This is a genomic window from Micromonospora sp. CNZ322 (assembly GCF_007827755.1).
The window spans coordinates 1-21,520 of record NZ_VITD01000011.1 but is presented as its reverse complement, the minus strand read 5'-3'; the positions used below and the strand labels follow the sequence as shown (position 1 = coordinate 21,520).

Genomic DNA, 21,520 nt, shown 5'->3' with positions numbered 1-21,520 from the left:
CACGACATCTGACTCAACCAAGAGGGATATCGCCTTGTCCTACCAGCCTGGATACGACCCGACCCGTCCGCAGCCGCCGATCTCGGCCGTTCCCGCCAGCCCCTACCCGCCGCCTTACTACCACCCGCTGCTGCCCCAGGTGGTGGTGCAGGCCCCGCCCTCGTCCAGCACCGCTACCGCGTCGATGGTCCTCGGCATTCTCGGCGTCCTCGGTGGCTGGTGCCTGTTCGGGATACCGTGCGTCCTCGCGGTCATCCTCGGCCACGTCGGGCTCCACGAGACCCGCAATGGCACGAAGTCCGGACGGGGAATGGCAGTGACAGGCCTGATCCTCGGTTACGTCTTCGTCGGCCCGATGATCGCGCTCACGGTCATGGTCTTCTTCGGCGGTGTGATCGGGGCGGCAACTCCGACGCCGACGTCAACCCCGTGAGCACATCGGCGGCGGCGCGTCGCTGTGGCGACCCGACGCACCCGCGCCACGCGTTCGATCTGTTCAGTCACTCTCGTGTGGACAGTACGCGCGATGAGGTGCCGCTCCGGTTGAGCCGGGGTGACCTGCTTGACACGTACTGTGATGCTCCCGTTGTCGATCATGAAGGATGTGGGATGGCGCTCGACGAACCGATGGTCAGCCTCGTCGAGGTCGAGCCGGGGCTGGCCGTGCTCTTCGCGGACCAGCCGCCCGTCGGCTTCGACCTGATCCCCTTCGAAATGATGAGCCCTCACGCAAGCCAGGGCCTGACCGACAAGCTCGCGATGGCCTCGGGCATCGGCAATCTCGCGGCGCAGGGCGCACAGGGCGCGGCCACAGCGCAGGGGCTGGTGCGTCTGGCGCCCGAGACGTTGCAGGCGCTCAAGACGGCGCAACCGATGACGTCGGGCGGCTGGAACCTGGGTTCGCTCGTCACGAGCAAGGGAAAGATCGCCGCCTCCGTACGCTGGGCACCTGTGACGGGCGCGCAGGCCGCATCCGTACTCACCGCTCTCGGGCCGGCCGCCGCGCTTCTGGCGCTGCAGGTACAGCTGGCGTCGATCTCACGTCGTATCGACGAGAACATCCAACTCACCCGTGACGTCCTCCAGGCGCTGCACGAGGATCAGTGGACGACGCTGCTTGGCCTGCACGAGACGACAATGCGGGCCGTGCGCGAGGCCCAGGCGGCCGGCGCCGTCAACGACCACATCTACGCCGCCATCGCGAGCAGGGAACCGGACCTGCGCAAGCAACGGCTGCTCTTCAGGTCGTTCGTGCGCGGGCACATCAAGGCGCTCGATACTGACGGACAGAGCCGCCGTGCCCATATCCAGAAGAACATCGAGCAGATTCTCGCCGACGCGCACGGCATGCTCATGGCGGAGTGGTCCTGGTATCGCGCTCAAGTGTTGCGAGCGGGTCACATCAGCCGCGACGAGGCGAATGCCGTCGAGAACGAACGGCTCCTGGCCGAGCTGGTCGCCGACACTCAGCGCGAGCACACTCGCGCCATGGACGAGGTGGCGGATCTCCTCACCGACCTTGAACGTCAGTGCCGTCTGATCGCCGAACTCCCGGCCGAGTGGAGCCTGCCGTTCACCACGAAGCGCCAGAACATCCGGGACACCGTTGCCATGGCCGAGGCCTTGGCCGAGCGGGTGGCGACCCTTCGCAACCGCGTTCACACGCAACCCGCTCCGCTGGACCCGCCTCTCACCGTCTTCGCTGAGGCTGTGCCAGATGACGTGCTGCGAATCCTCCGGTGGGTCGTACCTGGCGAGGAACCCTTGCTGGCCATCGCCGACGTCAATCTTGACCGCCTCGTCGGCGAGGACGCGTACCTCGGCGTCACACCCGCACGTCTCTTCATCTCGACACAGAGCTCAATTCGCAAAGAAGGCGAGATCGAGCGCGAGTTTCCTCTCGCGGACGTTCGCTACGTGCGGTTCCGCGAACGCGACAAGCGGGGCCCGGTTCTAGACATCATCACCACGGACGAGAATATCAAGCTCACCTTCGACGACTGGGCCGGCAAGGGGCAGGGGTTGGACGACACCCGCCGGCTCGCCAATCTCCTGGCCGCAGCGATGGATCTACCCGAGTCCGAGCGGCGTACCGACCCGCTGCTGAGCGGTGAGTCCTCGACGGCGCGGGCGATCACCCGGTAGCCGCAAGGCGTTCAGCAACGAGCGTCCGTCGGTGCGCAGTCGTACGGGTAGGGTCCCAATCATGACGATTCCCCATCTTGCGGCAGCCGACGGCACCACTCTGCCGGCGATCGGGCTCGGCACGTACCGGCTGAACGGCTCGGCGGGTGCCGACGCGATCGGTCAGGCGATCCGGGCGGGCTATCGGTTGATCGACTCGGCGGTGAACTACGAGAACGAGGGCGCGGTCGGCCGGGCGGCCCGGTCGGCCGGTGACGTGCGGGACGAGCTGATCGTCACCTCGAAGCTGCCGGGGCGGCACCACCGCTACGACGAGGCGCTGACCACCATCGAGGAGAGTGTGTTCCGCACCGGCCTCGACCGCGTCGACCTGTACCTGATCCACTGGCCGAACCCGAAGGTCGACCTGTACGTGCAGGCGTGGCGGGCGCTGATCGAGGCGCGTGAGCGTGGGCTCGTGCGCCACATCGGGCTCTCCAACTTCCTGCCCGAGCACATCGAGCGGCTGGTGGCCGAGACCGGGGTCGCCCCGGTGGTCAACCAGATCGAGGTGCACCCGTACTTTCCGCAGCAGGAAGCCCTCGACTACCACCGGGAGAACGGCATCCTGGTGCAGGGGTGGAGCCCGCTCGGCCATGGCAACGACCTGCAGCAGCACCCCGTCGTCGTGGAGATCGCGACCGCGCACGGCGTCAGCCCGGCGCAGGCGATCCTCGCCTGGCACGTGGCCCGTCAGGTGATCCCGCTGCCCAAGGCCGCCTCCCCGCAGCGGCAGGCCGAGAACCTGGACGTCTTCGGCATCAAGCTCACCGACGCGCAGGTCGAGGCCATCACCGCGCTGGGCCGCCCGGACGGGCGGCTCTCGGACCAGGACCCGGCGGTGTACGAGGAGTTCTGACCGTCGCTTTACCCGTCGAAGGCGCAAACCAACGGCATGGCGTGGCCGCTACGAAGCGTGATCTCACGACGAGCGGGTAGCACGACGAGCGTTATGACTCAGACGAATATTTATACCTGTGAGTCATAACGCTCAACGAGACATCCGCCTCCAGCCAGCTAACGTCCGGGCCGCGCAGCGAGGCGATGGGACGACAGCCACGCGACGGGACGACAGCGGGGCGGCGGGACGACAGCGGGGCGACAGCTTGACCGGTCGGGCGTTGTACCCGTCGCGGATGGTCACCTCGACCCGCGTAGTTCGTTGGTTTTGCGAACACTCGTCGACCGGCTCTCGGCCGTGAAGAGCACCGGTCAGGCCGCCGTGGCGTCGACCCGGGTGAGAAGTCGATGCCCGCTGGGGCTCATGCCGTGCACGCGTTTGAAGGCCGCGCTGAAGCCGAACGCGTCGGCGTACCCGAGGTGACGTGCCACGGCGGCGACCGTCGCGGTCGATTCGGCCAGCATGTCGGCGGCCAGTGTCATGCGCCAGTCGGTCAGGTAGGTGAGCGGCGGTTCGCCCACCAACGTGGTGAACCGTTTGGCCAGTGTGGACCGGGAGACGCCGGCCTGCGCGGCCAGGCTGGCCAGGGTCCACGGCCGGCCCGGCGCGTCGTGCATGGCGCGCAGCACCGGCCCGACCGTGTCGTCGCTCAACGCGCGATACCAGCCGGGGGCCTCGGCCTCCGGCTGGTCGAACCAGTCCCGCACCGTGCACACCAACAACCAGTCCAGCAGGCGGTCCAGCACGACCTGCCGTCCGGGCCGACCCGCTTCGAGTTGGGCGTCCAGGTAGTCGCGCAGCGCGGCGCAGTCCTGGTCCTCCGGCACGACGAGCACCGGCGGCAGCGCACCTAGCAGCCGCTGCGGCACCCGACCCCGGACGTGGTACACCCCGACCAGCAGCACGAGACCTTCGGTGTGGTCCGCGCCCACCGGGTCGGCCACGCCGGTCTGGCCGCGCCGGACGTCGCGCAGTTCCCCGGGCTCGAAGCTCGACCGGGGCTCGGCGGAGAAGACGAACGGTGCCGGCCCGCGCACGGTGGCCGTCTCGCCGACCCGGACCAGGCGAGGCTTGTCGCTCTCCGGGTGGGAGATCCAGCCCTCGCCCCGCATCGGGACACAGAGCGTCAGCGGGGCGCCGTCGGTGAACCGCAGCGCCCACGGCGGCGTCAGCACCGACCGGCCGAAGGCCGCGCCGTCGGCGTGCACGCCGCGCAGCAGATTGTCGAACGGGTCCATGCACCGACCATAGATCGCGGAGGATGGACCGCGGACGATCGGACATGCCTGGTGTACGACGGAACATGTCCCGCCCGCGACCGGGCGGGTTGACTCGTGGTCATGACGACTGACGCACCCTCGACTCTCGTGATGGCCGGCACCGGCAAGACCGGTCGCCGGCTGGTCCAGACGCTGCGGGAGGCGGGTCGGCACGTGCGGGCTGCCTCTCGCTCCGGTGAGGTGCGGTTCGACTGGTCGCGGCGGGACACGTGGCGGCCGGCCCTGGCGGGCGCCTCCGCGGTCTATCTGCTCGCCCCGGAGGACCCCGCGCCGGCCACCGACTTCGTGACGCTGGCTGTCGACTCGGGTGTCGGCCGGATCGTGGCGCTGTCCGGCCGGGGGATCGACCGGGTCGGTGACTTCTCCCCCGGCATGGTGGCGGCCGAGGAGGCGGTGCGGAAGTCCGGCATCGAGTGGACGATCATCCGGCCGAACAACTTCTGTCAGAACTTCAGCGAGGACCTGTTCCGCCAACCGTTGCTCGACGGTCGGCTGGCCCTGCCGATGGGTGCCACCCCGGAGCCGTTCGTCGACGCCCAGGACGTCGCCGACGTGGCCGCGACGCTGTTGACGGCGCCCGGTCACCACGAACAGGTGTACGACCTGTCCGGTCCTCGTGCGCTCACCTTCGACGCGGCGGTGGCGACGATTGCCCGGGTGACCGGCCGTTCGATGCGCTACGTGGAGCTCACCCCGGAGGAGTACCACGCCGAACTGCTCGCCGAGGGCTATCCGGCGGAGGCGGCCAGGGCGCTGAACGCCCTGTTCGCCGGGATGCGGGCGGGCCACCTCGCCGAACCGACCGACGGGGTACGTCGGGTTCTCGGGCGGGACCCGCTCGGCTTCGACACCTACGCCGACCGGGCCGCGGCGGCCGGCGCGTGGTCATAGTTCGCCCGGCGGGCGGCATGAGAGCGGCGTAACAGGTGATCTGCCCGCATACCGCGAGTACCCCGACGTACCGTGAGATCGTGCCGACGAGAGAGATACTCACCAAGGCTGACCTCGCCGAACTGCGCCGCTCGGCGCTCGGGACGGCCAATCCGCTCGGTGTCGCCGCCGACCTCGCGGAGGCCGCCGAGCAGGGCCGGCTGGAGGACCCGGACGACGCCGGGGACGCGCTGACTCTGGCCGCCGAGATCGCGGAGATCCGAGCGAGGCCCGAGGCCGCGCTGCGGTACGCGGAGCAGGCCCTGGCAGCGTACCCGTCCGGAGACGACCCTCGGGCCGGGTTCGCCCGCGCGCTGCGGGCCCGCTCGCTGTTCCGGGCCGGCGGTCACGACGACGAGGCGATGGCGGAGTTGACCGCGTTGCGCCCGTTGCTGCTCGTGCAGCCCGACGCCCCCGCCTACGTCAGTGCCGCGCTGGACGCCGGTGGGCGTTCGGCGACCGCCGAGACGTGGCTGAGCGAGGCGGTCGACACACTGTTCAACGAACGTGCGACCGCCGCGTCCGGGCCCGCCAGCACCGCGATCGACCCGGTGGTCGATCTCGGTCCGCCGGACGCGCCCGGTGTCACCTTCTTCCTGTTGCAACAACGGCATCGGGTACGCCGCAACCTGAACCTGCCGCACGACCGGCAGGACGACCTGGCGGACCGGTTGGAAACCCAGCTCGTGCGTCGAGCCGGGGAGCGTCGGGACGCCGAGTCGGATCTGCTCTTCTGGCCGCGGGCCGAGTTCGATCGCCTGCTCGCCGAGCACCCTGCCCTCACGGACGTGTACGGGCCGGACTGGGACGCGCACCGGGGCCGGCTGGAGACGGAGTTGGTTCGGCTGCGGGGTGCCGGTCAGGCCGGGTTGGGCGTGTTCGGCGCAACGGTGGCCGGGTTGACCGCCTTCGCCGGTCGACGTGGCGGCGATCCGGCCGACGCGGCGGTCCGGGCCGGCTACGCGGCCGAGGTGTCGGCGCGGCCCAGCGCACGGATCGCCTGGCCGCCGGAGCGCAACGACGCGTGCTGGTGTGGTTCGGGCCTCAAGTACAAGAAGGACTGCCTGCCGCGCTCGCGGAGCTGACCGCGGCGGCTATCGCGCTGTGGTGGCCGACCTGGCCCGGAGTAGCGTCCCTAACGGCTTCGACACCAATAGCCGTTAGGAGCGACTTCGTGCTGGTCATCGCGCATCTCAGTGACACCCACCTCGACAGCCATCCCCGGTCGGCCGAGCGGACCGCCCGGGTCATGGACTACCTGCACGGCCTGCCACGACCTGTCGACGCGATCCTGATCACCGGGGACATCGCCGACCACGGCGAGGTGGCCGAGTACGAGACCGCCGTGAAGCTCTTCGACTCCCCGCTGCCGGTGATGGTCTGCCCCGGCAACCACGATGTGCGCGACGCGTACCGCAAGGGTCTGCTCGGTGACGACGGCGGCGGCACCGGCCCGATCAACGCCCGCCACGACGTGGCCGGGGCGGTCTTCCTCCTCGCCGACTCCTCGGTGCCCGGCGCGGACGACGGTCACCTGGACGAGGAGACGATGGCCTGGCTCGCCGACGAGCTGGGTTCGGTACCGGCCGGGACGCCGACGTTCATCGCCCTGCATCACCCGCCGGTGGTGCTGCACCACCCGGTCATCGACCCAATGCGGCTCCTGCCGGCCGACCCCCTGGCCGAACTCGTCGCCGCCCACCCGCAGGTCGTCGCCGTGCTGACCGGGCATTTCCACACCGCCGCCGCGAGCACCTTCGCGGGCCGTCCACTGCGGATCGCCCCGGGTGTGGTCTCCACAGTGCGGATGCCCTGGGAGGGTGAGGGCCCGCTGGCCACCCAGACCCAGCCGCCCGGTGTCGCGTTCCACGTGTACGACGACGCCGGGCTGCTCACCACCCACTACCGGGTGGTGGTCTGAGCATGCACGGCGTCGCGGTGCTCGGCTTCCTGCTCGCCGTCGCGCCGATCACCGCCACGCCGGGCGCGAGCCTGACCCTGGTCGTCTCGCGGGTCGCCAGCGGCGGGCGGCGGCAGGGCTGGTGGGTGATCCTGGGTACGGTGACCGGCCTCTACGTGCACGCCACGCTGGCCGCTGTCGGCCTGGCCGCGCTGGTGCTCCGCTCGTCGCAGGCGTTCTGGGTGGTCAAGCTGGTCGGGGCCGGCTATCTGGTCGGGCTCGGGCTCTGGATGCTCTGGTCCGCGTCGCGCCGTCGCACGGAGGCGGGACGGCGACCGATGGTTTCCGCCCGAAGGCTGCCCTGGCGCGTGGACCACCCGTACCTGCAAGGGTTGCTCGGCAACGTGCTGAACCCCAAGGCCGCCGCCGTCTACCTCACGTTGGCACCGCAGTTCCTCGAACCGGGCCGACCGGTGCTGGTGCCGATGTTGCTGCTCGCCACGGCGCACGCCGCGCTGGCCACCTGTTGGCTCGCCGGCTGGACCGTCGTCTCCGGCGCCGCCGCCCGGTTGCTCCGCACCGCATCGGTGCGACGAATGCTCGATCGGCTGACCGGCGTGATCCTGGTCGGCCTCGGCGTACGTGCGGCGGCGACCTGAGTCTGCCGTGGCGGGCGCGTCGCCGACTCTAGGACGGAGCACTGAGGCAAATCAATACTTGAAGAAGTTAAATATTCGCCTTAGATTTCGTCCATGTTTCCTGGGATCGACGCCGGCGCGTTCGCCGGGCCACCGGCGGCGACGGCGATCTTTACGACGGTGCTGACCGAGGGGCCGGTGAGTCGGGTCGCGCTCGCCCGCCGGCTCGGGCTCTCCTCCGCCGCCGTCACCAAGGCCGCCCGGCCGCTCATCGACCTGGGTTACCTGCACGAACTGGCCGCCACCGAACGTTCCGGGCCGGGCGCCGGACGCCCCGCCAGCCCTCTCGCGGTGCGCGCCGAACGCGAGTTCTTCCTCGGCCTGAAGATCACCGCCGACGAGGTGATCGGCGTGGTCTGCGACCTGCGCGCGCAGGTCCATGCCAGCGCCCGCCGGCCGTTGGACGACCCCGACGTCGACGCGGTCCTCACCGAGGTCGACCGGCTCGCCGACGACCTGTTCGACGCGTTCCCCGGCGACCGGACCCGGGTCCGCCGGCTCGGGCTGGCCCTCTCCGGCGACATCGACCGCGGCATCGGCCTGGTGCGCTACTCACCGTTCCTGCACTGGCGGGACGTGCCGCTGGGCCGACTCGCCGCCCAGCGCACCGGTCTCACCGTCACAGTGGAGAACGACGTCAAGGCGCTCACCGCCGCCGAGCACTGGTTCGGCGAGGGGGTGGGGGCCGAGTCGTTCGCCCTGGTCACCGTGGGCACCGGCATCGGCTGTGGCCTCGTCGTCAACGGCCGCCTGGTCTCCGGGTCGTACGGCGTGGCCGGCGAGATCGGCCACCTCACGGTCGACGCCACCGGCCCGGACTGCCACTGCGGTGGTCGCGGCTGCGTCGAGTCGATCGCCGGCACCGACGCCATCGTGGCCCAGGCCCGCGACCGCACCGGCCGCCCCGACCTCACCATCGACGAGGCGGTGGCCCTGGCACGCGGCGGCCACGAGCAGGTGCGGGCGGTCTTCACCAGGGCCGGCGGCGCGATCGGTTGCGGCATCGCGGCAGTCGCGAACCTGGTCGGTCCCACCCGCATCGTCGTGTCCGGTGAAGGGCTGGCCGCGTACGACCTGTTCGACAGCCACATCCGCGCCAGCTTCGAACGGCAGGCCTTCGGCGCCGCCGCGCGGTGCCCCCTCTTCATCCGTCCGTTGCCCTTCGAGGAGTGGGCCCGCGCGGCGGCGGCCGTGAGCATCCAGTCGCTCGTCGTCCCCTGACCCGGCGTCACCTCGGCCACTCACCGTCCATAGCGCTCAACTCGACCCACCGCACCAGGAGGTTGACCATGCCGTCACCCACAACCCCGCGCAGACAGCCCCGTACCCGGGTGCCGCTCGTCGCGGCGGCGCTGGGCGTGCTCCTCGCCGCGGGCGCCGCCCCAGCCCAGGCCGCCCCGACGACAGTGGCCCAGGCCGCGCCGACGCAGGCCGCGGCGGACATCGCACAGCGCCCCTTCATGGGGTGGACCAGTTGGACCATGCAGTCCTCGAAGTACCCGGGCCTGAACCCCGACGGCGACTACAGCTACCTCACCGAGGCCAACGTCCTGAAGCAGACCGACGCCCTCGCCACCAAGCTGAAGCCGTACGGCTACGAGTACGTCAACATCGACGCCGGCTGGTGGCGGGACAACGCCTGGGTGCCGCGCTTCGACCAGTACGCCCGGCAGACCCCCGACCCGGTGCGGTTCCCGCGCGGCATGCAGGCCGTCGCCGAGCACATCCACGGCAAGGGGCTGAAGGCCGGCATCTACCTGCCCGTCGGGCTGGAGAAGGAGGCGTACGCAGGCGGCGCCGCGCCGATCTGGAACGCCCCCGGCTGCACCACCGCGAACATCGTCTACCCGGACCTGCGCACCACCAACGGCTGGGACAGCGCGTACAAGCTGAACTTCGACAACCCCTGCGCGCAGAAGTACATCGACTCGCAGGCGCAGCTCTTCGCCGACTGGGGTTACGACTTCCTGAAGCTCGACGGGGTCGGCCCGGGCTCGTTCAAGTCCGGCGACAACTACGACAACGTGGCCGACGTCGCCGCCTGGCAGCGGGCCATCGCCACCGCCGGCCGCCCGATCCACCTCGAACTGTCCTGGTCGCTCGACATCAACCACGCCGCCGACTGGAAGCGGTACTCCAACGGTTGGCGCATCGACACCGACGTCGAGTGCTACTGCAACACCCTGGTCAGCTGGGAGAACTCGGTCGACGACCGGTTCGACGACGCGCCGGCCTGGAGCCGCAAGGCCGGCCCCGGCGGGTGGAACGACCTCGACTCGCTCAACGTGGGCAACGGCGAGATGGACGGCCTCACCAAGGCCGAGCGTCAGTCGTACGCGACGCTGTGGGCGATCTCGAAGTCGCCGCTGTACACCGGGGACGACCTCACCCGACTCGACGACTACGGGTTGTCGTTGCTGACCAACCGCGAGGTCATCGCCATCGACCAGAACGGCGGCGCGCCGGCCCGGCCGGTCACCCCCGCCGGTGACCAGCAGGTCTGGGGTGCGAAGAACCCGGACGGCAGCTACACCGTGGCGCTGTTCAACCTCGGCGACGCGCCCGCGTCGGTCACCGCGCACTGGGCGTCGTTCGGGTTCACCGGCAACGCCTCAGTCCGGGACGTGTGGAACCGCCGCGACCTCGGAACCCAGAGGAACGCCATCACCGCGGCGCTGCCCGCGCACGGCTCGCGGCTGTTCACCGTACGGCCGGGCACCGCTCTGGCCTCGACCAGCTACGAGGCCGAGGCTGCGGTCAACACCCTGACCGGCACCGCCTCCATCGGCGGCTGTGACGCCTGCTCCGGCGGTCAGAAGGTCGGCAACCTCTACGTCGGCGGCAAGGTCCGGTTCAACGAGGTGACAGTGCGCAAGGACGGCATCTACACCGTCGCCGTCTCCTACGTCAGCGGTGACGCGCGCTCGGTGCAGGTCTCCTCCAACAGCGGCAACGGCAGCTACCTGAAGTTCCCCTCCACTGGTGACTGGGGCACCGTCGAGACGGTCAGCGTCCAGCTGGCGCTGAAGGCGGGCGCCAACACCATCACCTTCGACAGCGGCACCTGGTACTCCCCCGACATCGACCGGATCGCCGTACCGCAAACCCTCTGACGTGCCCGGCGCGGCCCGGCGCGAACAGCCGGGCCGCGCCGGCGCGCGCATCCGCCGAACGCCCAGGTTGGAGAACCCGACATGGAGATCCACAGCACGCGCGACAACCACCCCAGCCGTCGCGGCTTCCTCGCGCTGGCCGCCGCCGCCGGCGCGGCCACCGCACTGGGTGGCCTACCCGCCTTCGCCGCCACACCCGCACCCCGGCGGCCCACGACGTCGCCGATGCTCGCCGGAAACGTCGCCGCGAAGAACCAGCTCTGGTGGCGGGCACCCGGCTCCGCCACCTCGATGATCGAGCAGGGCCTGCCGGTGGGCAACGGCCGACTCGGGGCGCTCGCCAGCAACGACCCGTCCCGGGAATTCCTGACGATCACCGATGCGACGCTCTGGACCGGTGGCCGCAACGATACGCTCGACGGCGACGGCCAGTTCCCCTACGGGCGCGAGGACTTCGGCTCGCTCACCATGCTGGCCACGCTCACCGTCGACATCCCCGGGCACGACCTCGGCGCGGTCGACGCCTACCGCCGCACCCTCGACCTGGCGCAGGGCCTGGTCAGCACCGCGTACGACATCGGTGGGATCGGCTACCGACGGGAGGTCTTCGCCAGCCGCCCGGACGACGTCATCGTCCTGCACTTCACCTCGCAGAGCGGCGGCATGTACACCGGCACCGTCTCCCTGGCCGGCACCCACGGCGAGTCCACCACCGCCGACCCCACCGGCCGGTACGCGTCGTTCGGCGCCTCGTTCGCCAACGGGCTGCACTACGGTGCCGCCGTCACCGCGCACAGCGGCACCGGAACGGTGGCGGTGAGCGGCACGTCGATCTCCTTCACCGACTGCCGGGACCTCACCGTCATCGTCAGCGGCGGCACCAACTACGCGCCGACCGCCGCCAGCGGGTTCCGCGACGAATCGGTACAGCCGCAACGGCTGGCCCGGGACAAGGTCCTGGCAGCGGCGCGTGCGTCGGTCCGCGAGCTGCTGCACACCCATGTCGCCGACGTCCGGCCGGCGTTCGAGCGGTTCGCCATCGACCTCGGCGCGTCGTCCGCGGGCCAGCGCGAACTGGACACCTGGGAGCGGGTGCAGGCGCGCTGGCGCGACAACCTCCCCGACCCGGAGCTGGAGGCCGCGTACCTCCAGTTCGGCCGGTACCTGCTGATCTCCGGGTCACGGGGCAGTCTGCCGATCGGTTTGCAGGGCCCGTGGCTGGACGGCAACGACCCGGACTGGATGGGCGACTACCACAGCGACGTCAACATCCAGATGACCTACTGGCCGGCCGACCGGGCCGGCCTCACCGACACCTTCGACGCGTACGCGGACTACTGCGTGGCGCAGTTGCCGGTCTGGACCGAGGTCACCCAGCGGCTCTTCAACACCTCGACCAACCGGTTCCGCAACAGCAGCGGCCGGGTCGCCGGGTGGGCTGTCGCCTTCTCCACCAACCCGTACGGCGGGAGCGGCTGGTGGTGGCACCCCAGCGGTAACGCCTGGCTCTGCCAGAACCTGTTCGAGCACTACGAGTACACCCAGGACCGCGGCTACCTGGCGAAGATCTATCCGGTCGTCAAGGGTGCCGTGGAGTTCTGGGAGACCCGACTGGTCACCGCTACCGTCACCGACGCGTCCGGCGCCACCCGCGAGGTGCTGGTCGCCGACCGGGACTGGTCGGCCGAGCACGGGCCGCAGGACACCCGGGGCAACACCTACTCCCAGGAGCTGGTGTGGAACCTCTTCGAGAACTACCACACCGCCGCCCGGGTGCTCGGTCGCGACGCCGACCACGCCCGGAGCGTCGACGCGCTCCGCAAGCGCCTCTACCTGCCCGAGGTCAGCCCCACCTCGGGCTGGTTGCAGGAGTGGATGTCACCGGACAACCTCGGTGAGACCACGCACCGGCACCTCTCCCCCCTGATCGGGCTCTTCCCCGGTGACCGGATCCGCCCGGACGGCTCCACCCCCGCCGCTATCGTCGCCGGTGCCACCGCTCTGCTCACCGCGCGCGGCATGAACAGCTTCGGCTGGGCCAACGCGTGGCGCAGCCTGTGCTGGGCGCGGCTGAAGGACGCGGAGAAGGCGTACCAGCTCATCGTGAACAACCTGCGGCCGTCGACGAACGGCAGCAACGGCAGCGCCATGAACCTCTTCGACATCTACGAGACGAACCCCGGCCGGGGCATCTTCCAGATCGACGCGAACCTCGGCACCCCCGCCGCGATCGTCGAGATGCTGCTCTACTCCCGGCCCGGTCACGTCGAGTTGCTGCCGGCGCTGCCCACCGCCTGGGCGTCCGCCGGTTCGGTGGCCGGCGTCGGCGTACGCGGTGGTTTCACCGCCGACCTTAGCTGGCGCGACGGGCGGGTCACCCAGGCGCGGTTGACGAGCGTCGGTGGCCGCAGCACCACAGTGCTGGCCAACGGTCGCTCCCGCCAGGTCACACTGCGCCCCGGCGAGTCGGTCACCCTGAGGAACCTCTGATGCGGGCCGGTCTCGCCCGGCGCGGGGCGGCCGCCGCCGTCGCCGCGCTGCTCTGCGTTCCTCTGGTCGGGTCGGCGGGGCAGGCGCGGACGCGGCACGACCCGGCGGCCGGTGACGGCAGGCACTTCGCTGTCACCTGGGCCGCCAGTGCCGACCGGCAGGGCGCCGGGCCCGCCGAGCGCAGCTACCGGCTGGTGGTGCGCACCAGCGTCGGCGGGGACGCGCTGCGGATCCGTCTCACCAACGCCTTCGGCGAGCACCCGGTGACCTTCAGCAGCGCGTACGCCGGGTTGCAGCGGCAGGGCGCCGAACTGGTCGCAGGCAGCAACCGGCGGCTGACGTTCGGCGGTCAGCCGTCCGTGACCGTCGCGGCCGGGGACACGATCCTCAGCGACCCGCTGCCCGGCCGGCTGGCCGCCCAGAGCAATCTCGTGGTGAGCCTCCACGTCACCGGAGCGCAGGGCCCGACGAGCGGGCACGGCATGGCCATGCAGACGTCGTACGCGACCTCCGGTGATCACGCCGCCGAGGAGGCGGCGACCAACTGGACCGACTCGATGACCTCCTGGTACTGGCTGGACGCGGTCAGCGTGCGGACGTCCACCGCGACCCGCTCGGTGGTGGCCCTCGGCGACTCCATCACCGACGGGTGGGCCTCCAGCACGGATGCGAACCGGCGCTGGCCCGACTACCTCTCCCGACGGCTGCAAGCCGCGCCGGACAGCCCGGTCAGGGGCGTGGCCAACGCCGGCATCTCCGGCAACAAGGTGCTCGCCGACGGCGCCGGGGAGGCCGCGCTGCGCCGGTTCGACCGTGACGTGCTCTCCCAGCCCGGGGTCGACACGGTCTTCGTGTACGAGGGCATCAACGACATCAAGGCCCACACCGGCGTGACGGTGGACGACCTGACCACTGGTTATCGGGAGCTGGCCGATCGGGCGCACGCGGCCGGCAAGTGCGTCGTCGGCGCCACGGTCATGGCGTACAAGGGCTGGCCGGAGTACGACGCCGCAGGTGAGGCCGTACGCCAGGGCGTCAACGAGTGGATCCGGCACAGCGGCGTGTTCGACGCCGTGGTCGACTTCGACCGGATCACCCGCAGCCCGTACGACAGGCAGGCGCTGCTGCCGTTCCTCGACAGCGGGGACCACGTCCACCCGAACGACAAGGGCATGCAGGCGATGGCGGACGCCGTCGACCTGGCCGCGTTGCGTTGCGACCGGTGAGCGATCGACGGGGATGACACGCCGGCGTGGTACCGATAGCGTCCCGGTGTGGACGATCAACGTCCAGGCTGATGTCACCGGAGGAGACGCCGATGTTCGAGGAGTTCATGGGCATCCCGGCCCATCCTCTGCTGCTGCACACCGCTGTCGCGTTCGTGCCGCTGCTGGCCCTGCTGACTGTCGGCTACGCGTTCGTCCCGCTGATCCGGCCGCACACCCGGTGGGTGCTGGGGCTGCTCGCCGTGGGCGCGCCCGTCGCGGCCCTGCTGACGAAGCTCTCCGGTGACGCCTTCCTCGAGCGGATGCGCGCCGCCAACCGCGTCACCCCCGAGTTCCTCCCGAAGCTGGAGGCGCACCAGGAGTTCGGCGACATCACGCTCTACGCCAGCATCGGGTTGGGGGTGGTGGCCCTGGCGCTGGTCCGGCTCGTCCCGCCGAGGACCGCCGACGCCAGCGCGGACGGACGGCCCGGTCGGCCGGTGACCCTGGCGTTGCAGGTGTTGTCGTTGGTGGCCGCCGCCGTCACCGTGTACTACGTGGTCCGCACCGGCGACTCCGGGGCGAAGGCGGTGTGGGAGGGCCAGTGACGGTCAGGTGGGGCCGGATCGACACCGCGACGAAAAAACTGTGGTGCGGCCCGGCCGGAGCCGGACCGCACCACAGCGTCGACCGTCAGCCGGCGTGGTACGCCCGGATGATGGTCTGGTCGATTCCGCTACCGCCGTTGGCGGCGGCCTTCACCCGCAACGACACGGACTGCCCGGCGGCGGCCGTCGGCAGCGCGACCCGGTAGCTGTCGCCGCTGCCGGTGACCCGGGCCGACGTCCAGGTGGCACCGTCATCCGTCGAGGTCCAGACCTGGAACGACGTCACCTTCTGCGCCTTGATGCCCCGCATCTGCCGGACGGCCAGTTCCGCCGTTCCGCCGGTGACGTGGTTGTTGGTGTCCATCGGCAGCGCGTAGTCCACAGCGAGCAGCGGCAGCGGCACGCTTCCGGTGCCGTCCGGCCCGGCCGACCGGAACGTCCACGACGTGTTGACCTTGGTGGAGATCGGCAGGATCAGGCTCGTGTCGACGTCGAGGGTCAGCCGGTAGTCGGCCGCCTGCTGCGGCACTGTGAAGTCGGCGAGCGGGCGGTCCCGTTCCTCGACCAGTTTCCCGTTGCGGTACAACGACAGCTTGCGGTTCACGCCGATCGCGGAGCCCTGGAGGCAGTCGGCCCGCTGGTGCTGGTCGGTCAGCGACACCAGGTCGATGTGCAGGTTGCCCCGGGTCCGCGACGGCGCGGTGGCACAGCTGTGGTCGACGCCGGCCGGGTCGTCGTACCAGCCGGAGTGCAGCGGCTGGCGCGCCCAGACCTTGGTCTGCAGACTGCCCGGCTGGTAGGTGCGGGGGGCCTCCTGGGCCGACAGGCCACCGTAGACACCCTCGTCGGCCCAGCGATAGCCGGCCGAGAGGTAGTCGGTGCGGTACGGCGGCAGGTTCCCCTCGTGGGTCTGCGTCACCGGCACCCCGTCCGGGGTGAAGCCGCTGCGGATCAGTTGGGTGACCATCCCCTCCGAGTCCATCTGGTGGAAGCGCTCCTCGATCCGGGCGAGCGTGGACTGCTCGGCCTTGCTCACCCGGAAGGCGGGGTCGGCCGGTGCGCCGCCCGCGTACTCGTGCACCAGGTTGTAGCGGTACGGCTTGACCGTGCCGGCCGGCGAGTCCAGGTTGACCGCCGCCCAGGTGCGCCGGGAGCCGACGGTGGGCTTGGGCAGCGCGGTGGTGCGGACCGTCGTCTTCGCCCCGTACCCGCTGATCTGGTGCCACCAGGACAGGCCGTTCGGCGCGGTCTGGACGTTGGTGAGGTCGGTCCGGGTGGGCGTGGTGGGCACCCCGTCGACCGTCGCCGTCACCGGCCTGGCCCGCGCCGGGTCGAGCGTCACGCTCCGAGCGCCGCGCACGTCCAGGTCGACCTCGGCGGCGAGCGTCGTCTCCAGCACGTCACTGTCGACGTAGTAGGCGACGGACGAGCCGAGGACCGCGTACCGGCCGGCCGGCACCCGTAGCGTGAAGGCGTCTCCGGGCGTGCCGCCCGCACCGCCGTAGTAGATCAGCGGGTCGGTGAGGTTGGTGACCAGCAGGTTGATCCAGCTCTCCGCGCCGTCCTTCAGGCCCGGCAGCGGCTTCGTCTGGATCGTCAGGTCGTAGCTGGGCTGCTCGACGTAGAAGCTCACCGGAGTCGTCGCGACCAGCTTGCGGCCGGAACGGGCGGTGACGGTGGCCAGGTAGAAGCCCGGTCGGGTGGCCAGCGCCGCGCGGTAGACCCGCAGGGTCGCCGAGGCGGTGGTGCCGTGCCTGAGCGCCAGCCGGCTCGTCGACAGCGACGCCGCGCCACGCGGCACCGGTTGGCCGTCGTGGTTGACGATCGACACGTCGAGGTCGAGAACGGCCGTCGACTCACCGGTCCAGCTCAGCTTCGTCTCGCTGGTCCCGGACTGCGGGTGGGCGAAGGTGCCGAGGTTGACCACCGGCTGGTTGCTGGTGGGGCCGCCGAGGGCGCGGGCCGCGTTGAGCCGGCCGGCGCCGACGGCGTACGGGTCGATGCCGTTCAGTGGGTCGGCGGCGCCGACGAGGGCGGCCTTGAGTCGCTCACCGCTCCAGTCCGGGTGGCGCTGGGCGAGCAGCGCGGCGGCGCCCGCCACGTGCGGGCTCGCCATCGAGGTGCCGCTGATCGCCTCGTAGTACCTGTCGATCGGGCCCTGAAGGTTGGTGCCGGCGGCCCGGGCGGCGACGATGTCGACACCGGGCGCGACCAGTTCCGGCTTGGCCACGTTGCTGGTGACCAGCGGCCCGCGGCTGGAGAAGTCGGCGAGCTTGTCGTCCCGGTCGACCGCGCCGACGGTCAGCGCGCTGGCGGCCGAGCCCGGCGAGGAGATGGCGCCGCCGCTGTTGCCCGCGGCGATGACGAACAGCGCGCCGGTGGACCTGCTCAGACCGTCGACGGCCAGCGACAGCGGATCGTTGCCGTCGTCCGGGTCGCTGCCACTGAGGCTCATGTTGATGACGTCGGCCCGGGTGGCGGCCCACTCCATGCCGGCGATGATCCCTGAGTCGCCGCCGGAGCCGTGGTCGTCGAGAACCTTGCCGATCACCAGCTGGGCGTCCGGCGCCACGCCGCGACGCTGACCGTGGGCGGCCGCGCCGGTGCCGGCGATGGTCGAGGCTACGTGCGTACCGTGGCCGTTGTGGTCGACGGCGTCACCACCCTCGACGGTGAAGTCGGCCCGGTCTGCGACCCGGCCGACCAGGTCCGGGTGGGTGAAGTCCGCGCCGGTGTCGAGCACCGCGACCCGGACGCCCTTGCCGGTGTAGCCGGCCTTCCAGGCGTCCGGCGCGGCGATCTGGCCCAGGTTGCGGTCCAGGCCGGCCGGGCGCCCACCGCCGGTCAGGGCGGTGGCCCGGACCTTGCGGTCGAGCCAGACCTTCTTCGCACCGGCGAGCAGCGAGTTGGTCGCGAGCTTCGCCGTGGCCGGGCTCTTCTTGGGTACGCGGCCGGCAACCGCACCGATGCTGGGCAGCGACAGCACGTCACCGAGCGCGGCCACCCGGGCGGACGCGGTGGCGGGCTGCACGATGAGCGGCAGCTCGGCGGAGTTGTCGTCGTCGTAGCCGTCGGCGATCAGCGTGGTGACGTCGAACAGGTCGGGGTCGAGCACCGAGCCGACCTGGGACGCGACGCGGGCGGGGATGACGTGCAGGTGACCGTCGGGACCGCAGCTCTGGTGGATCACCGCGTTCTCGTCCGCCGGCCGAATTGTGGCCTGCGGGCAGCCCGATCCGCTGTCCCGTACGGTCACCACGTCCCCGGTCAGCAGGGTGACGGTGCGCGTCTTCCCGTCAGCAGTGGCTGCGGGTGCGCCGGTCTGACCGGTGTCGCTGGGTCCGGCCGTGGCGGTGCCGCCCGGTAGGGCGGTCAGCGTCGTGGCCGTGACGGCGACGGCCAACAGCCATCGCGTTTTCCTGAGCATGTCGCTCCTCGTCTAATGTGGACGAAGTCGCCTCTTCGGGCGACTTCGGCAAGATCATATGCAGGGGAACGATCATCCGGGCACCCCGTGACGAGGGGTCTTCCGGCCCGCGCGCTGAGGATTTCGGCGCTGTTTCGCCGCCGGGCTCAGTTCGATGTCGTTTCGATTGCCGCCCACCGGACCGGCAGCGACGGTGCGGACGACAGACGCGCCCCTGACCGAAGGGATCGACGGGACGCCGGCCCCGCCCTAGCATGGCGACGAATGGATCTTCGAGATTGGCCAGTGCCGACCCCGGCAACCAGCCCAACCGAAGGGAGACGCGAATGCGTCGACCCCGTCATCTGGCAATCCTGAGCGTCGGCGTGTCCGGCGCCCTGGTCCTCGGCGCAGCCCCACCCGCGGCTGCCGCTTTGCCCACGCCCACCACGCCCACCGGCATCGTGGTCAGCGACGGCATGACCCAACCGGTGTTCTCGCTCGCCGACGCGATCGAGGAGCGGGTGTTCGTCCAGACCCCTGTGGACACCGACCACGACGGCCGGCCCGACCGGGTGGCGATCGACATCTCCCGCCCCCGGGAGACCGCCACGCAGGGCTTCAAGGTGCCGGTCATCTTCGAGCACAGCCCGTACCGCAAGGGCACCTGGGGTGACGTGCCGTACCCGAGTGTGCTGGTCGACGACCTGCCGCAGAACGGCCTGACCGACCGCAACGGGCGCCGCGCACTCGACGACGGCGCGCAACGGGCCCAGGCGAAGGCCAACCTGCCCGGCTCGCTGGACGACTACTACGTGCCCCGCGGGTACGCGGTGGTGCTCGGCCAGAGCGTCGGCACCGGCGACTCGGACGGCTGCCCGACCAGTGGGGACCAGGCCGAGACGCTCGGCACCAAGGCGGTCATCGACTGGCTCAACGGCCGGGCCAAGGGGTACGACGCGAACGGCGCCCCGGTCACCGCCGGCTGGACCACCGGCGCGGTCGGCATGACCGGTGTCTCCTACAACGGGACGCTGCCCAACCAGGTGGCCACCACGGGCGTCAAGGGGCTCAAGACCATCGTCCCGGTCTCCGCGATCAGCAGCTGGTACGACTACTACCGGGCCAACGGCCTGGTGGTCGCGCCCGGGACGTTCCAGGGTGAGGACCTCGACATCCTGGCCCAGTACACCGCCGGGCAGGCCCGCGCCGAGGGGCAGTGCGCCGACGAGCTCGCGGACATCACCGCGAAGCAGGACCGGGTCACCGGCGACTACTCGAAGTTCTGGCGCGACCGCGACTACCTCGACGCCCGCGACGTGAAGGCCAGCGTCTTCGTCGTGCACGGCCTCAACGACTGGAACGTGAAGACCGAGCACTTCGCCGGCTGGTGGGACCAGCTCGCCAAGCGCGACGTCCCCCGCAAGATCTGGCTGCACCAGGGCGGCCACGGTGGTCCCGGCAGCAGCGCGTCGGTGACCCTGCCCAGCGGCCAGACGTGGACGTACAAGCAGACCGAGAACCGCTGGTTCGACTTCTGGCTGTGGAACGTGCGAAACGGCATCATGGACGAGCCGACGGCGGTGCTCCAGCGCGAGGACCGCGCCTACACCACGTACACCAACTGGCCCGACCCGGCGGCGCGGGAGGTCGGCCTGCGCTTCGCGGCCACCGACACCACCGCACCCGGCGCGGTCACCACCGGCAAGCCACCAAAGGCCAAGGTCGAGCAGAGCTTCGTCGACGAGGGCCGGACCATCCACCCGGACACCCTGGTGTCCAACCCGGACACCGCGAGCGCCAACCGACTCGCCTACCGCTCCCCCGAGCTGACGCAGAGCGTGCGCATCTCCGGGCGTCCGGAGATGCGACTGCGGATGGCTATCGACAACAAGCCGGACGCGAACCTCACCGCGTACCTCGTCGACTACGGCCCGGCCGGGTCGACCGCCGCCCCGACAGTGGTGACGCGGGGGTGGATGGACCCGCAGAACCGCAAGAGCGCCGCGCGCACCGAGCCGGTCAAGCAGGGCAAGCTGTACGACTACCGGTGGACCATGGAGCCGAAGGACTACATCTTCCCGGCGGGACACCGGATCGGCGTTGTCGTCTTCTCCAGCGACCAGGAGTACACCCTGCTGCCGTTGGGCGGCACCGAACTGCGGGTCGCACCGAACGACAGCGAACTGCGACTGCCGGTTGTCGGCGGGCGGAGCGTCCTCGGGTTCTGATTCGTCCCTGCGCTCCCGGTGGGGCAGTCCGACACGTTCGGGCTGCCCCATCCGCATGTCTGTGTGATCCACTCTGCTTTCATGATGTCGGGGTGTCCGCGGCGCCAGGACACCGCGATTTTCAGGAACCCGAGTGGATCACGCCGCCGTGACCGTCGTGTCGGGGTCACCGCCCGGCAAGGTGGGCGATTTGCCGGGTTTGGTGTCGGGTGTCGGGTGGTCGGGGCCACCCCGGCGGCGGAATCGGCGGCCGGGCCGGGTCGTTATACCTGGCAGAGCACCGCAACAGCCCGGGTCATGGTGCGCTGGCCCCGCCGGGAACACCCGCCGGGCCGCCCCGGTTACATCCCCCGCATGGCCGAGCACCACAACGGCCGGGCAGGGCAGCCGCCGGGAACACCCGCCAGGCCGCCCCGGTTACACCCCCCGAACGGCCGAGCAGCACAACGGCCGACCCCCGCGGGTAGGCGGAATGACCGGCCACCGCGAACGGTTACACCCTGTCCCGACGCCGACCCCCTCGTTGCGGGTCACCGGGCAGAACCCCTCGAACTTCCCCCGCACCACCCATCCC

At 70.8% G+C, this 21,520-nt stretch carries 15 protein-coding genes; 13 read left to right on the top strand and 2 right to left on the bottom strand.

Annotated elements, in window-relative coordinates; translation table 11 throughout:
* Nucleotides 1–34 precede the first annotated feature (34 nt).
* From FB453_RS23765 to FB453_RS23755, 3 genes are all read left to right on the top strand, one after another.
* Nucleotides 35–433, top strand: coding sequence for a DUF4190 domain-containing protein (locus FB453_RS23765; protein WP_145793522.1), 399 nt, complete (start codon nucleotides 35–37; stop codon nucleotides 431–433).
* Between the two features lie 176 nt (nucleotides 434–609).
* Nucleotides 610–2,145: a hypothetical protein gene (locus tag FB453_RS23760; protein WP_145793518.1), complete on the top strand. Its 1,536-nt coding sequence runs from the start codon at nucleotides 610–612 to the stop codon at nucleotides 2,143–2,145.
* Nucleotides 2,146–2,206: 61 nt separating this feature from the next.
* Nucleotides 2,207–3,043, top strand: coding sequence for an aldo/keto reductase (locus FB453_RS23755; RefSeq protein ID WP_145793516.1), 837 nt, complete (start codon nucleotides 2,207–2,209; stop codon nucleotides 3,041–3,043).
* A 353-nt stretch (nucleotides 3,044–3,396) separates the two neighbouring features.
* On the opposite strand, the gene FB453_RS23750 is transcribed toward FB453_RS23755, so the two are convergent.
* The gene (locus FB453_RS23750; RefSeq protein ID WP_145793514.1) at nucleotides 3,397–4,323 is read right to left on the bottom strand and encodes an AraC family transcriptional regulator; all 927 of its coding nucleotides are present in this window, start codon (nucleotides 4,321–4,323) and stop codon (nucleotides 3,397–3,399) included.
* Between the two features lie 102 nt (nucleotides 4,324–4,425).
* Here FB453_RS23750 and FB453_RS23745 point away from each other — a divergent pair, with 102 nt between their 5' ends.
* The 9 genes from FB453_RS23745 (at nucleotide 4,426) to FB453_RS23705 (ending at nucleotide 15,309) form a co-directional block, all read left to right on the top strand.
* Nucleotides 4,426–5,256: an NAD(P)H-binding protein gene (locus FB453_RS23745; protein WP_145793512.1), complete on the top strand. Its 831-nt coding sequence runs from the start codon at nucleotides 4,426–4,428 to the stop codon at nucleotides 5,254–5,256.
* Between the two features lie 80 nt (nucleotides 5,257–5,336).
* Complete coding sequence (locus FB453_RS23740; RefSeq protein WP_145793509.1) at nucleotides 5,337–6,380, top strand: SEC-C metal-binding domain-containing protein; 1,044 nt, start codon at nucleotides 5,337–5,339, stop codon at nucleotides 6,378–6,380.
* A gap of 89 nt (nucleotides 6,381–6,469) precedes the next feature.
* Complete coding sequence (locus FB453_RS23735) at nucleotides 6,470–7,216, top strand: metallophosphoesterase (RefSeq protein WP_145793507.1); 747 nt, start codon at nucleotides 6,470–6,472, stop codon at nucleotides 7,214–7,216.
* Nucleotides 7,217–7,218: 2 nt separating this feature from the next.
* On the top strand, nucleotides 7,219–7,854 hold the full coding sequence (locus tag FB453_RS23730; RefSeq protein WP_145793504.1) for a LysE family translocator: 636 nt from the start codon (nucleotides 7,219–7,221) through the stop codon (nucleotides 7,852–7,854).
* A gap of 93 nt (nucleotides 7,855–7,947) precedes the next feature.
* Complete coding sequence (locus tag FB453_RS23725) at nucleotides 7,948–9,114, top strand: ROK family protein (RefSeq protein ID WP_145793501.1); 1,167 nt, start codon at nucleotides 7,948–7,950, stop codon at nucleotides 9,112–9,114.
* A 68-nt stretch (nucleotides 9,115–9,182) separates the two neighbouring features.
* Complete coding sequence (locus tag FB453_RS23720) at nucleotides 9,183–11,006, top strand: alpha-galactosidase D (RefSeq protein ID WP_145793499.1); 1,824 nt, start codon at nucleotides 9,183–9,185, stop codon at nucleotides 11,004–11,006.
* An 81-nt stretch (nucleotides 11,007–11,087) separates the two neighbouring features.
* The gene (locus tag FB453_RS23715) at nucleotides 11,088–13,496 is read left to right on the top strand and encodes a glycosyl hydrolase family 95 catalytic domain-containing protein (protein ID WP_145793496.1); all 2,409 of its coding nucleotides are present in this window, start codon (nucleotides 11,088–11,090) and stop codon (nucleotides 13,494–13,496) included.
* Complete coding sequence (locus FB453_RS23710; RefSeq protein ID WP_145793494.1) at nucleotides 13,496–14,722, top strand: SGNH/GDSL hydrolase family protein; 1,227 nt, start codon at nucleotides 13,496–13,498, stop codon at nucleotides 14,720–14,722. Before FB453_RS23715 ends, FB453_RS23710 begins: the two co-directional genes overlap by 1 nt.
* Nucleotides 14,723–14,814: 92 nt before the next feature.
* Nucleotides 14,815–15,309 carry a DUF2231 domain-containing protein gene (locus FB453_RS23705; RefSeq protein WP_145793492.1) on the top strand — a complete coding sequence of 165 codons (495 nt, stop codon included), beginning with the start codon at nucleotides 14,815–14,817 and terminating at the stop codon, nucleotides 15,307–15,309.
* Nucleotides 15,310–15,394: 85 nt separating this feature from the next.
* On the opposite strand, the gene FB453_RS23700 is transcribed toward FB453_RS23705, so the two are convergent.
* A complete protein-coding gene (locus FB453_RS23700) occupies nucleotides 15,395–18,736 on the bottom strand; it encodes a S8 family peptidase (RefSeq protein WP_145793490.1) in 3,342 nt (1,113 codons plus the stop codon).
* A gap of 326 nt (nucleotides 18,737–19,062) precedes the next feature.
* Here FB453_RS23700 and FB453_RS23695 point away from each other — a divergent pair, with 326 nt between their 5' ends.
* Entirely contained in the window at nucleotides 19,063–20,946 is a 1,884-nt protein-coding gene (locus tag FB453_RS23695) for a Xaa-Pro dipeptidyl-peptidase (protein WP_145793488.1), read from the top strand.
* The last annotated feature ends 574 nt before the right edge of the window (nucleotides 20,947–21,520 follow it).